This is a genomic window from Tenacibaculum profundi, assembly GCF_052050075.1.
Lineage (GTDB): Bacteria > Bacteroidota > Bacteroidia > Flavobacteriales > Flavobacteriaceae > Polaribacter.
Window position 1 is genome coordinate 2049556 of sequence record NZ_CP197225.1, and the last position, 12806, is coordinate 2062361.

13 protein-coding genes are annotated in these 12806 nt (G+C 30.8%); 8 read left to right on the forward strand and 5 right to left on the reverse strand.

Features of this window, described 5'->3' with window-relative positions; translation table 11 throughout:
* Window positions 1-495, forward strand: a complete 495-nt coding sequence (locus tag ACSIGE_RS08365; protein ID WP_440879418.1) for a rhodanese-like domain-containing protein — start codon at window positions 1-3, stop codon at window positions 493-495.
* A gap of 89 nt (window positions 496-584) precedes the next feature.
* Here ACSIGE_RS08365 and ACSIGE_RS08370 read toward each other — a convergent pair whose 3' ends face one another.
* Window positions 585-1598: a glycoside hydrolase family 113 gene (locus ACSIGE_RS08370; RefSeq protein WP_440879419.1), complete on the reverse strand. Its 1014-nt coding sequence runs from the start codon at window positions 1596-1598 to the stop codon at window positions 585-587.
* 634 nt (window positions 1599-2232) lie between these two features.
* On the opposite strand from ACSIGE_RS08370, the gene ACSIGE_RS08375 reads away from it, so the two are divergent.
* The 7 genes from ACSIGE_RS08375 (at window position 2233) to ACSIGE_RS08405 (ending at window position 10343) form a co-directional block, all read left to right on the forward strand.
* The gene (locus ACSIGE_RS08375) at window positions 2233-3576 is read left to right on the forward strand and encodes an NAD(P)/FAD-dependent oxidoreductase (protein WP_440879420.1); all 1344 of its coding nucleotides are present in this window, start codon (window positions 2233-2235) and stop codon (window positions 3574-3576) included.
* 3 nt (window positions 3577-3579) lie between these two features.
* Window positions 3580-5205 carry a 4Fe-4S binding protein gene (locus ACSIGE_RS08380; protein ID WP_440879421.1) on the forward strand — a complete coding sequence of 542 codons (1626 nt, stop codon included), beginning with the start codon at window positions 3580-3582 and terminating at the stop codon, window positions 5203-5205.
* Between the two features lie 21 nt (window positions 5206-5226).
* Entirely contained in the window at window positions 5227-5709 is a 483-nt protein-coding gene (locus ACSIGE_RS08385; RefSeq protein WP_440879422.1) for a toxin-antitoxin system YwqK family antitoxin, read from the forward strand.
* Window positions 5710-5711: 2 nt separating this feature from the next.
* A complete protein-coding gene (locus ACSIGE_RS08390) occupies window positions 5712-6404 on the forward strand; it encodes a glycosyltransferase family 2 protein (protein WP_440879423.1) in 693 nt (230 codons plus the stop codon).
* Window positions 6404-7894, forward strand: coding sequence for a cellulose synthase family protein (locus ACSIGE_RS08395; protein ID WP_440879424.1), 1491 nt, complete (start codon window positions 6404-6406; stop codon window positions 7892-7894). The genes ACSIGE_RS08390 and ACSIGE_RS08395 overlap by 1 nt, the downstream gene beginning before the upstream one ends.
* Window positions 7860-9251 (forward strand): mannosyltransferase, encoded by a 1392-nt coding sequence (locus ACSIGE_RS08400; protein WP_440879425.1) that lies wholly within the window; start codon window positions 7860-7862, stop codon window positions 9249-9251. The genes ACSIGE_RS08395 and ACSIGE_RS08400 overlap by 35 nt, the downstream gene beginning before the upstream one ends.
* Before the next feature lie 66 nt (window positions 9252-9317).
* Window positions 9318-10343, forward strand: a complete 1026-nt coding sequence (locus ACSIGE_RS08405) for a LacI family DNA-binding transcriptional regulator (protein ID WP_440879426.1) — start codon at window positions 9318-9320, stop codon at window positions 10341-10343.
* A gap of 142 nt (window positions 10344-10485) precedes the next feature.
* Here ACSIGE_RS08405 and ACSIGE_RS08410 read toward each other — a convergent pair whose 3' ends face one another.
* The 4 genes from ACSIGE_RS08410 to gcvH all read right to left on the reverse strand — a co-directional run bounded on the left by ACSIGE_RS08410 (window position 10486) and on the right by gcvH (window position 12781).
* The gene (locus tag ACSIGE_RS08410; RefSeq protein WP_440879427.1) at window positions 10486-11073 is read right to left on the reverse strand and encodes a DapH/DapD/GlmU-related protein; all 588 of its coding nucleotides are present in this window, start codon (window positions 11071-11073) and stop codon (window positions 10486-10488) included.
* 197 nt (window positions 11074-11270) lie between these two features.
* Window positions 11271-11993 carry an energy transducer TonB gene (locus tag ACSIGE_RS08415; protein WP_440879428.1) on the reverse strand — a complete coding sequence of 241 codons (723 nt, stop codon included), beginning with the start codon at window positions 11991-11993 and terminating at the stop codon, window positions 11271-11273.
* Window positions 11994-12048: 55 nt separating this feature from the next.
* Entirely contained in the window at window positions 12049-12432 is a 384-nt protein-coding gene (locus ACSIGE_RS08420) for a VanZ family protein (protein ID WP_440879429.1), read from the reverse strand.
* Window positions 12398-12781: a glycine cleavage system protein GcvH gene (gene gcvH / locus ACSIGE_RS08425; protein ID WP_440879430.1), complete on the reverse strand. Its 384-nt coding sequence runs from the start codon at window positions 12779-12781 to the stop codon at window positions 12398-12400. Before gcvH ends, ACSIGE_RS08420 begins: the two co-directional genes overlap by 35 nt.
* Window positions 12782-12806: the final 25 nt, after the last annotated feature.

Consider the following 12806-nt stretch of genomic DNA (forward strand, 5'->3'; position numbering starts at 1 on the left):
ATGAAGAAAATACTACTGTTACTACTTTTTCTTTTAATAGTTTCTGTCAGTGCTCAAAAAAAGGAGTTGAAACTGTTATTAAAAAAACACAATAATGAGAGCATTCCTTACATAAGCGTTGATGAATTAAAAAAAGAACTTTCAAAAGTTATTCTTCTAGACGCAAGAGAACCGATAGAGTTTAAAGTAAGTCATATCAAGAATGCCTTACCTGTTGGCTATAATTATTTTAACATCCAAAACACCGTTTCATTAATAAAGAATAAGAATACCAAGGTTATTGTATATTGCTCTATTGGAATTCGGTCTGAGGATATTGCTGAAGAGCTAAAGAAAGCAGGCTTTTTAAATGTTTACAACCTTTACGGTGGGATTTTTGAATGGAAAAACAAAGAAAATATAGTTGTTTCAAACGAAAATAAACTAACAGAACAAATTCATATTTATAGTAAAGAATGGGGAAAATGGTTATTAAAAGGTAAAAAGGTCTACTAACTCCCCCTAAAAAATCGTGTTAAACTTAAAATAACCCTAATTAAATTTTACTTCCTTTTAAAACAGAATTTATTTAATTGTAAACAATCTTATTCTATTTTCCCGTATGCTTTTTTTATCACTTCTAATGCTGGTTTATTTTGAGGAGTAAATCTATTGTTATTATTCCCACCAACTTGGCCATGATTATGGAACCACTTCCATAAAAACCCCCCTGCAAACCATGATTCATCCCAGAATTCTTCGTACAAAACTTCCAGTGCTTTTTTTTGTGATTCTAGATCTACATTTCCCTCTATTGTATTTGAATTCCAAGGTTCTTTTCCTGTATAAGAAACACTTCTGTATCCGTACTCTGTAAATAAAACTGGCTTTTCAAACTTATCTTTAACAGCAATAATTTCTTTCTTGTATTTGTTCCATCCTTTCTTAAAATCTTCTTTTGACGGTGACTCTTCATCACTTAGAGGAAAATAAGCATCAACTCCTATATAATCTAACACGTTCCAAAGATCTATTTTATGATATTCATCCCAATTAGCAGCATACGTTATTTTACCGGTATACACTTTTCTTACCTCTTTTATCAGATCGTTCCAATATTCTGGTCTTTTAACTACAAACCGTTCTAGTTCAGTGCCAACGCAAAATAAATGCGCTTTCACTTTTTGAGCAACCTTAGCAAAGGTTAAAATAAATTTAGTATAATTTTTTTCTAATTTTTTCCAGTCGCTTTCTGTCTTCATATTTATCAACCCAGTATATTCTCCTTGCCAAACCCATATTTGGGGTTTAATCATAATCTGAACCTGCTCTCTGTGGAATTTCTCAGCATATTGTTCAACACCTTCAGAGGTCTCTCCAAACCATTGTTTTGAAGCATTAAATTGCACCTCTGGAGAACTTATATTTTCTATGAAAGCATATGGCATCAAGGCTACGAAATTTGCCAAAACCTCTTTAACTGGAAGCGTGTGTTTAAAATTTATTTGATCCGATGAAGCAACAAAACTAACTCCATTAACTTTTTTTCTTTGACTCTCGCAAGATGTATGAAGACAAATAATTCCAAAGATAAAAAGCCATTTAATCTTAATTTTCATAGTCGCAAGTTACCTTTTTTATAATAACCCAACAACTAAAGCATTGGTAAACAGCACAAAAATATTAACACTCAACTCACACTACTATATCTAGGGACCTTATCTATTTTTCGACAAAAAGCTAAAAAAAACACTAAAAAACCTTTAAAACAAAGGATTAACCAACACAAAAAAGCAATCAACAAAATAATCGAATAAGCAGTAATTAACGGCTTTCTTAGAAGTTTATAATTGCATTATTTGCAAAAATTAAGAAATTTAAATTTCTTTCAGTTTAATACGATTATATTTCTATTTCATTAAAGTTAGAACTATAAGATTCGTATGTTTCACGATTAACTCAAATTAGAATACTACTAAAAAATTAACTACTTAACTCTTTTGGTTAATGTTTTGGTCATTTAAAGAGCGTTTTATGTATTGATTCCCAAAATATAAAATGATGTTAGCATTTTTCTTAATTAAAGTAACTTTATACTCTGAAATTTAGTCAATCTGCAAAAAGATATATACTTGATTCAAAGCTCTTAAAAAAACACAATAACCTCAATCGCTATTTATAATCATTCTAAATTTATTTTATTCATTAAGTTATTAACTTTAATGACGACCTAATTTTCAAATCAACTTTTTTATGGAACATGTTGTAATTATTGGTAATGGGATTTCTGGAATTACAGCCGCTAGGCACATTAGAAAATTGTCTGATAAGAAAATCACGATCATTTCAAGTGAAACGAAGTACTTCTTTTCAAGAACAGCACTTATGTATGTTTATATGGGACACATGAAGTTTGAACACACTCAACCTTATGAACCTTGGTTTTGGAGAAAAAACAATATTGATTTGAAGGAAGGAACCGTTACGAAAATTCATCCTTTGGCTAAAAAAATACAGTTTGACAATGATGAAATCATGACATATGATAAGCTCATTATTGCAACAGGCTCAAAACCTAATAAATTCGGATGGCCCGGTCAGGAGGCAAAAGGAGTTTTTGGAATGTACCATAAACAAGATTTAGAAAAGCTCGAAAAGTATGCTCCTGATAACAAAAAATGCAAAAGAGCTGTTATAATTGGCGGAGGACTTATAGGAATAGAACTTGCAGAAATGCTTCACAGTAGAAATATTCCCGTAACTTTTTTAGTTCGTGAAAGTAGTTTCTGGAACAGCGTATTGCCTAAAGGTGAGTCTGCAATGATTAATAGAGAAATTTTAGAGAATCAAATCGATTTACGTTTAGGAGTGAACTTAAAAGAAATTAAAACAGATACAAACGGAAAAGCTAAATCAGTAATTATAGCTGAAACAGGCGAAGAGATTGAATGTAATGTGGTAGGGCTAACCGCTGGAGTATCACCTAATGTTGATTTTTTAAGAGATAGCGATATTGAAATTGGAAAAGGCGTAAAAGTAAACAGATTTTTAGAAACAAGCATTCCAAATATTTATGCAATTGGTGATTGTGCCGAGCAACATGAGCCCATCGGAGAAAGAAGAGCTATTGAAGCAGTATGGTATACAGGAAGAATGATGGGTGAAACCGTAGCTCAAACCATTTGTGGTAACAAATTAGAATACAAACCTGGACATTGGTTTAACTCAGCAAAGTTTATTGATATCGAATATCAAACTTATGGATGGGTTTGGGCAAAAACTAGAGAAAACGAAGCTCGTTTCTACTGGGAACATAAAAGTGGTAAGAAATGTATTCATGTTAATTTCGATAAAAACACTCGAAAGTTTATTGGTATTAACACTTTTGGAATACGAATGAGACATGAGTTTTTTGACAGAGTTCTTACGAATGGTGAAAGCATAGATCATGTTATTGAGCATTTAGCCGACGCTAACTTTGATCCAGAATTTTACAAACTTCACGAACCCGAAATTGTTCAAAAATTCAACCAAGAAAACAATACTAATATTAAATTAAAAAAGAAAAGCTGGAAACGCATTTTTAGCAGAGTTTAAAATATGAAAGCAATCAAACAACTTGGCCTTGTACTATTTTTACTTGGATTAGCCGTATTTTCAGCAAGTCTATTTACTGGTTCTTTTAATTTAACTTCTGCTGAATTAGAAAACTATATCAAAGAAAAAGGATTTAAAAGTGAGATCATAAAAGATGAGTTGGCGAAAGCAGTGATCACTGATGAACCATTGAATATTTTTGAATTTTCATCAAGAGCACGTCAAGCTTTTAACAACACAAATGACCATTATGATCAACTTATTGCAAAATACGATGCTGAAAAAAATTGGGATTTAAAAGGAGCTCAATTTCAGTATAAAATCTATGGAAAACCGCATACTTTAAGTTATGACTTAGCTAAAAAAGCTGGCAAAGGTTATATCAAAGAAAATCCAGGTTTAGTATGGTTTTTAACTTTTGGCCTTGGTATCATTGGAGCTTTGTTATTTATAATTCCAAATGTAGTTTTATTAGGCCCTAAAGGAATTAAAAACAATGGTATTTACTTAGAATCGAGTACAAATAGAGGTTGGATTGCCTGGCTAGTATTATTTTACCTAGTGCTATTTTATATCCTCCTATACTTTTTACCAGATTATGTTGTGAATTGGACCTTTATTTTAGATCCTATTAGCAAAACTTTAAACGGAGGAGCTGCAAGTCAATGGTTCGTATATGGTTTCTTGTATTGTGTAATCATGACTGTTATGGGAGTACGTATGTACATTAAATACCGCCATAACAATTACCAAATTGTTCGTACTACTTCTGTTTTATTCTTTCAGATAGTATTCGCTTTCTTAATTCCTGAAATTATGACAAGCTTGAACATGCCTGGATATGACTTTAAAAATGCTTTCCCTTTAGACTATGATTTCTTTTTTGAATGGAATTTAGCTTCTTTATCAAAAAGTGGTGGTATTGGTGTTTTTATTCTGGTATGGGGAGTATTATTAACCTTAGTTTTTGTTCCTGTCATGGTTTATTTCTTTGGTAAAAGATGGTACTGTTCGTGGGTATGTGGATGTGGAGGTCTTGCAGAAACTTTGGGAGACCCTTACCGTCAACATTCAAACAAAACCTTAAAAGCATGGAAACTTGAACGTTGGGTAATTCATGCTGTATTGGTATTCTCTGTTATTATGACGATCGTTACATTGTACTGTTATTTTACTGGTGCTTCTTCTTTTCTTGGAATTAACTCTCAAGGAATTAAAGATGCCTATAGCTTCTTAATCGGTGCGTGGTTTGCTGGTGTTATTGGAACTGGGTTTTACCCAATATTTGGAAATAGAGTTTGGTGTCGATTCGGCTGTCCTTTAGCTGCATATCTTGGCTTGGTTCAACGATTTAAATCTCGCTTCAGAATTACCACAAATGGAGGGCAATGTATTTCTTGTGGTAACTGTTCTACGTACTGTGAACAAGGTATTGACGTAAGGGCCTATGCACAAAAGGGTGAAAATATTGTTCGTGCCAGTTGTGTAGGATGTGGAATATGCTCTGCGGTATGCCCTAGAGGAGTTTTAAAATTAGAAAACGGACCAGAAGAAGGTAGAATTAATCCAACGGATGTTTTACTTGGGAACGATATTGACTTAATGACATTAGTTAATGACAGTAAATAAGTCAAGTAAAAAAGCAGAATAATGATTAAAAAGAATATTGCTTTACTTTTTCTAGTTGTTTTCTACCAACAGATATGGTGTCAAAGAATATATTATAAAAACTATTATGCTAACGGAAACTTAAAGGAAGAAGGATGGCTAGTAGGCAATAAAAAAATCGATTATTGGAAATTTTATTACAAAAATAAAGCACTAAAAAAAGAAGGGGGTTATAAAAACAATCTTCCTACAAATTATTGGTACTTTTACCACAAAGATGGGAAGAAAGTAAAAGAAGGACATTTTGTTAATGGCAAACAAAATAAATGGTGGTTATACTATGATAAAATGGGAAACGTTAATCATAAATGTCAACTGAAAAATGACAAAAAAGATGGATATTGTTTACTTTATCGAAAAAAACAATTAATAAAAGCTGTTAAATTTAAAAACGGTGAAAAAATAAATGAGTGGTCTGACTTTTCCTCTTTTAAAAAAGAGAATGATCTGAATGATTTAAGATAAAAATGAACCAAATAATTAAAGTTATTATTCCTGCTTATAATGAACAAGATTCTATTGCAAATGTAATAAATGACGTCCCCACTATAGTTGATGAAATAATCGTTGTAAGTAATAATTCTACTGATAATACTGAATTAAATGCTAAAAATGCTGGAGCAACTGTTCTAAAAGAGTCACGAAGAGGTTATGGATATGCTTGTTTGAAAGGAATGAATTACATTGCTAATCAAGCTATAAAACCTACAATTTTGGTATTTCTTGACGGAGATTATTCTGATTATCCCGAGCAGTTAACTGAAATAATTGCCCCGATAATTAATGAAAACATTGATTTCGTCATTGGAACCAGAATTAAACAATTACGTGAAAAAGGCGCTATGACACCGCAACAAATTTTTGGAAACTGGTTGGCTACTTTTTTAATGAAACTCTTTTTTAAAGCTAAATTCACGGACCTTGGTCCTTTCAGAGCAATTAAATATGAAAAACTTCTAAAATTAAATATGGAAGACAAAACCTATGGATGGACTGTTGAGATGCAGTTAAAATCTATAAAACAACAACTTACTTATAAAGAAATTAATGTGAAGTATAGAAACAGAATAGGTATTTCAAAAGTTTCAGGAACCGTTAAAGGTACTATCTTTGCAGGCATAAAAATTTTAGGTTGGATATTTAAATATAGTTTCAAATAATGATTTTAGAATATATTGTAATCGTTTTATACACAATATCGCTAGTTCTAATTTTAATGTATGCGTTAGCTCAATTAAATCTACTTTTCAATTATTTAAAAGCAAATAAAAAGCAAGATGATTCACCCAAATTTGATTTGACAAAATCAGAAGAGGTTCCTTATGTAACTATTCAATTACCAGTTTACAATGAGCTGTATGTAATGGAGCGTTTGTTAAACAATATTGCCAAAATAAACTACCCAAGTGATAAGCTTGAAATTCAAGTACTTGATGATTCTACTGATGAATCAATAGAGACTACATCAAAACATATTGAAAAACTGCAAAAAAGCGGGTTAGATATTCAGCATATTAGACGAAAAAACAGAAACGGATTTAAAGCAGGGGCATTAAAAGAAGGTTTAAAAACTGCTAAAGGAGATTTCATTGCTATTTTCGATGCGGACTTTTTACCCAAACCCTGTTGGTTGACCAAAACAGTTCCCTTTTTTAAAGACTCTAAAATTGGAGTTGTTCAAACACGTTGGGGACATATTAATCGAAATTATTCTACATTAACCAAAATTCAAGCGTTTGCTCTTGATGCTCATTTTACGTTAGAACAAGTAGGTAGAAATAGTAAGGGGCACTTTATTAATTTTAATGGTACAGCTGGTATTTGGCGTAAAAAATGTATTTATGATGCTGGAAATTGGGAAGGAGACACTTTAACAGAAGATCTAGACCTGAGTTACCGAGCTCAATTAAAAAATTGGAAATTTAAGTACTTAGAAGATGTAGAAACACCAGCAGAACTTCCTGTAATTATTAGTGCTGCTCGTTCACAACAGTTTAGATGGAATAAAGGAGGTGCAGAAAATTTTCAAAAAATGTTAAAACGTGTTATTATGAGTAAAGATTTTTCTATTAAAACAAAAATACATGGTGTTTTACATTTATTAAATAGTTCAATGTTTACCTGTATTTTTATAGTAGCAATTCTAAGTATTCCAATGCTATATATAAAAAATGAATACGCGCACTTAAAAATTTACTTTTTAGTAATGAGTTTCTTTATAGTTAGTACACTTATTTTCTTTATTTGTTATTGGTATATGTACAAGAAAACTTATGGTGGTGGCTTTATGAATTTCATAAAATATATTGGAGCTTTCTTATCTTTTTTCTCAATAGCAATGGGGTTTTCTCTTCATAATACCATTGCTGTTCTTGAAGGGCACATTGGTAAAAAAAGTGAATTTGTTAGAACTCCTAAATTTAATATAAAATCTCTTACTGACAGTTGGGGAAATAATAAGTATATCAAAAAAGAGCTCTCATTAAATATCATTATTGAAGGTCTATTAGCTATATACTTTGCCTTTGGTATGTACAGTGCGTTTATCGTTGGTGATCAAGGTGGTGACTTTGGTCTATTTCCTTTTCATTTAATGCTTTTTATAGGTTTTGCGTATGTGTTCTATAAGTCTATATTTTCAAAAGCTTAATGATATTATCAGGAAATATAGCTTGATAGTAACCTTAATTATCTTAATTTTATATTTCTTATTTGCATTTTTACTTGAAAGAGCCTCTTTTTACTCTTTGCTAGCCTTATGGAGTAGTTTGTTTGCTGGTTCCTACCTTTTATTTCGTTCCCAAAAAGAAAACTTTCGCTTTTTATGTGGAGTTTCCATATTATTTAGACTGGTTTTTCTATTTGCCATTCCAAACTTATCGCAAGACTTTTATCGTTTTATTTGGGATGGAAGAATGCTTTTTGAAGGATTTAATCCCTACCTATCATTACCAGAAGCCTTTATTGAAATGGGAAAACAACCTATAAATGAAGCTACTGAACTTTACAAAGGAATGGGGGAAATGAATGGAAGCCATTTTACAAATTACCCTCCTATTAACCAACTGTGTTTTTATATTGCCGCGTTATTGGGGAATCATAGTATTTTTATTTCCATAGCAGTAATGCATATAATAATCATTGTAGCTGATCTGGGTATTCTTTTATATGGAAAAAAACTATTAAAACTACTAGAACTACCTATATCAAATATTTTCTTTTACATTTTAAATCCATTTGTGATAATTGAATTAACAGGTAATTTACATTTTGAACCTGTAATGCTTTTTTTTCTTGTTTTTTCGTTATATAAGCTAGCTAAAAATAAATGGATAATAGCTGCTATATCTTTAGCATTTTCAATATCGGTAAAATTAATACCGCTACTTTTATTACCCATAATATTCAATTATTTCGTAAATAAAAAAATGTCCTTTTTTAATGGTATGAAAAAATTAATTGCTTTTTATACTCTAGTGTTACTTACACTTATAATAACTTTTAGCCCTTTCATATCCAATGACTTTTTTGCAAACTATATAAATTCTATTGGACTTTGGTTTAGAAGTTTTGAATTTAATGCTAGCTTTTATTATGTTGCTAGAGAAATAGGATATTTGTTTAGAGGATACAATGAAATCGCAATTATAGGAAAGATAATGCCTTTAATAGCAACATCATTCATCATTTGCATAACTTTTTTTAGAAAAAATGAGGGACTTCAAGAATTAATCACGGCAATGCTTTTGTCCTTATCTTTCTATTATTTAACATCAACAACTGTACATCCATGGTATTTAGCAACATTAGTTTGTCTAAGTTGCTTCACTAAATATCGATTCTCTGTTGCTTGGAGCTTTCTTATTGTACTTAGTTACCAAGCATATTCTAATACTCCATGGAAAGAAAATTTGTGGATTATTTTTATTGAATATATAGTAGTTTTTGTAATCATTTCATACGAACTAAAGTTTATCAAAACCAATTTAAAGATAAATCTAAACTAACAAATTAATTACATCATTTATAATCGTTTTTCGTATTATTGTTTTTTTACTATTCACCACATTTATATGAAAAGGCTAACAATAAAAGACATTGCCAAATATCTTAATGTTTCAATCTCTACAGTTTCTAAAGCATTAAATGACAGCTATGAAATAAGCGAAACTACCAAAGAAAGAATTAGAAAATTTGCTAAAGAAAATAATTACAGGCCTAATATTACTGCTGTTAATTTAAAAAATAAAAAAACTAAAACTATTGGTATCTTAATACCAAATATGCTAAACTACTTCCTAGCACAAGTATTTAAGGGAATTGAAACAATAGCAAGTAAAAATGGTTATAAAATTATTTCTTGTATCTCGAATGAATCCTACGAAAAAGAATTAGAAGCTGTTAAAATGTTATCAAACGGTAGTATTGATGGTCTTATACTTTCCTTGGCTGAGGAAACACTGAGAAAAAGAAATTTTCTTCATTTTCAGGATGCAATTGATAACGGTATTCCTATTGTGATGTTTGATAGAGTAGCTCAAAATATTGAATGCGATAAAGTAATTACAAATGATTTTGAAGGCACCGTAACTACAGTGAAACATCTTTATAAAACTGGTCATAAAAACATCGCTTTTATTTCAACAATCAGTGACTTAAAAGTTGGAGAAAGAAGGTATTTAGGATATATCAAAGGTCTTGAAGACCTTAACATTCCTCTTAATAAAAATATAGTAGTTAACATTTTTGAAGAAGATTACAAGAAGTATGAAACAATACTAGCTCCAATATTTGAAAAAAATCCAATAGACAGTGTAATTACAACAGATGAATCATCTGCTATTGCTGCTATGAAAGTAGCGACTAAAATGGGCTATAATATTCCTAGAGATTTCTCTGTAATTTCTTTTTCAAATGGAATACTAGCAAGGCATTCAAGCCCAAAAATGACTACAGTAAGCCAGCATGGTGAAATAATGGGAGCCACTGCAGCTAGAATGTTAATAAACAAACTAGAAAGAAAAGTGAAGCATATTGAAACAAAAGTAATTAAGACCGACTTAGTTGTAAGAGAATCAACGAGATCAATCAAGTATTAATAAACAAAACCCACTCAAAAAAATCTGAGTGGGAAAAATTGCTATGAAAAAGAAAAAGAAAGTGGTTTATTCAACCACGAAGCAAATTTAGAAAACTTTTTCTTTTCCACAAATTTTTTATTAAAAAATATTACTTATTATATTACATAATCTTTTCTTTTACCATATTTCCTTTTTTAAAATAAGCAATTTCGGATTCTCGACAATAAGCTATCCCTTTTTCATTAAATTTTAGTTGATGTCCATACTTGCTTACCCAGCCTATTTGTTTAGAAGGATTGCCCACCACTAAAGCATATTGAGGAATATTTTTAGTAACAACAGTACCTGCGCCGATTAACGCATATTCTCCAATCGTAACTCCACAAATAATCGTTGCATTCGCTCCAATAGAAGCGCCTTGCTTTACAAGAGTAGTTTTAAACTCATTTTTACGATCAAATTCACTTCTGGGATTTAACACATTAGTAAATACCATTGAAGGACCTAAAAAAACATTATCTTCACATACAACACCCGTATAAATAGATACGTTATTTTGAACCTTTACATTTTCTCCAAGAACAACCTCAGGTGCAATAAAAACATTCTGCCCTATAGTGCAATTTTCGCCAATTTTAGCGTTAAACATAACATGGCTAAAGTGCCATATTTTAGTTCCATTACCAATTATACTTCCTTTATCTATAACAGAAGTTTCATGGACAAAATATTGTTGATTAAAATCCATAAATACAAATGTAATAAACACAACAAATAATATTAACCAAGTTATTAACTTAATCAAGATGATCTGCTATAATGAATTGCAAACTTTTAAGTATTCTCTTTTTCTTACGTGTATTGTATATTGAATGATTAGTGATTTAAAATCATAAAAAAAGAGCAACAAATTTGTTGCTCTTTTTTTGTATATATTTTATTATTTTACTCTACATTAAACGTGATTGGTAAAGTATATCCTACACGTACAGCTCTACCCCTTTGTTTTCCAGGCTCCATCTTGGGAAGCTTCTTAGCAATACGTATTGCTTCTTGCTTTAACCTTGGATGCGGAGCTCTTGCTTTTACATCTTCTATATTTCCTGTTTTTCCAATCTTAAAAACAAGATATATTCTTTTCTTTCCTGGAGCTAAACCTAATTCATTCGCCAAATCAGCATCAAAATATCTTTGAACATGTTTGTTCATCTTTTCATTAAGACAAGATTTTTTTTGAGCCTTTGATCCTTTACACCCTGGAAATACTGGTACATCTTCTATAATAGAGAAAGGTACATCCTCTACTACCTCCTCTTCTTCTTCAACTTCTTCAATTTCTTCAACTACTACTGCCTCTGCTTCATCAGTCTCTGTTGACTCAATGATAGTTTCTTCAACTTCTTGTTCATCTTCAACTATTTCAATTTTTTCAGGTGCTGGAGGTGGTGGTGTATTCTTAGGAGGTGGAATAACTTCTTGCTGTATTTCAAAGGTTTCTTCTTCAACATCAGCTGACATGTTACTTTCTCCAAGTTCTCCGTACTCTTTGTCGTACGTCTTATTTTCGATAGCAACGTATGTCATAAATAAAGCTAAAACCAATCCTAACTGAACAAACAGCTTGCTGTAGTTCTCAAGATTTGATTTTGGATTTTTCTTAATTTCCATCCTTTCTGTTTTTAATAGTGTGCTAATTTAATTAATTTATTTTAACTTTTACAAGCTATTTTTTCGAAAAACTATCTTTTTTGTAAAAAAAAGCATTGAATAATACAAAAGCTAAAAGTACACCTATCAGATTAGCTATGATATCATAATATTCTCCTACCCTATGTCTCGTAAAGACTTCTTGAGATACCTCAATAAGTATACCATAAAAAAAACACATAACTATTATCAACAATGAGTTGTGCTTTTTAAAAGAAAATAACCAAAATAATGTTAAAAAAAAATAGGCTATAGAATGTTCAATTTTATCAAAATGCTTGATCTTAACTGGTGGACTGTCAAATTTAACTAAACCTAAAATAGCAATACTTATCGTAATAAATATCGCTATTAAAAGCATAATTTTATGATGACGGAATAAGGTCTTTATAATCTTCATCTGTTAGTAAACTCTCCATTTGGGTAGTATCAGAAACCTTAACTTTAATTAACCAACCTTCTCCATATGGGTCTGTATTAACCAATTCAGGTTCATCTTCCAAGGCCTCATTAAATTCAACTATTTCTCCTGTTAAAGGCATAAATAAGTCCGATACAGTTTTTACAGCCTCTACAGAGCCAAAAACCTCCTCAACTTCAACTGTTTCATCTAATGTATCTACATCAACGTAAACAATATCGCCTAACTCTCCTTGAGCGAAATCTGTAATCCCTACAGTAGCTATATCATCTTCTATTTTAACCCACTCGTGATCTTTTGTGTATTTTAATTCTGATGGAATGTTCATTGCTTTGTTTGTTTTTATTCTTGAT

What these genes read in the sequence shown, in the direction of transcription:
- ACSIGE_RS08415 (WP_440879428.1), bottom strand. Translation starts at nt 11,993, where the DNA reads ATGGAAATTAAGAAAAATCCAAAATCAAATCTTGAGAACTACAGCAAG.
- ACSIGE_RS08370 (WP_440879419.1), bottom strand. Translation starts at nt 1,598, where the DNA reads ATGAAAATTAAGATTAAATGGCTTTTTATCTTTGGAATTATTTGTCTT.
- gcvH (WP_440879430.1), bottom strand. Translation starts at nt 12,781, where the DNA reads ATGAACATTCCATCAGAATTAAAATACACAAAAGATCACGAGTGGGTT.
- ACSIGE_RS08385 (WP_440879422.1), top strand. Translation starts at nt 5,227, where the DNA reads ATGATTAAAAAGAATATTGCTTTACTTTTTCTAGTTGTTTTCTACCAA.
- ACSIGE_RS08405 (WP_440879426.1), top strand. Translation starts at nt 9,318, where the DNA reads ATGAAAAGGCTAACAATAAAAGACATTGCCAAATATCTTAATGTTTCA.
- ACSIGE_RS08410 (WP_440879427.1), bottom strand. Translation starts at nt 11,073, where the DNA reads ATGGATTTTAATCAACAATATTTTGTCCATGAAACTTCTGTTATAGAT.
- ACSIGE_RS08375 (WP_440879420.1), top strand. Translation starts at nt 2,233, where the DNA reads ATGGAACATGTTGTAATTATTGGTAATGGGATTTCTGGAATTACAGCC.
- ACSIGE_RS08395 (WP_440879424.1), top strand. Translation starts at nt 6,404, where the DNA reads ATGATTTTAGAATATATTGTAATCGTTTTATACACAATATCGCTAGTT.
- ACSIGE_RS08380 (WP_440879421.1), top strand. Translation starts at nt 3,580, where the DNA reads ATGAAAGCAATCAAACAACTTGGCCTTGTACTATTTTTACTTGGATTA.
- ACSIGE_RS08420 (WP_440879429.1), bottom strand. Translation starts at nt 12,432, where the DNA reads ATGAAGATTATAAAGACCTTATTCCGTCATCATAAAATTATGCTTTTA.
- ACSIGE_RS08390 (WP_440879423.1), top strand. Translation starts at nt 5,712, where the DNA reads ATGAACCAAATAATTAAAGTTATTATTCCTGCTTATAATGAACAAGAT.
- ACSIGE_RS08365 (WP_440879418.1), top strand. Translation starts at nt 1, where the DNA reads ATGAAGAAAATACTACTGTTACTACTTTTTCTTTTAATAGTTTCTGTC.
- ACSIGE_RS08400 (WP_440879425.1), top strand. Translation starts at nt 7,860, where the DNA reads ATGTGTTCTATAAGTCTATATTTTCAAAAGCTTAATGATATTATCAGG.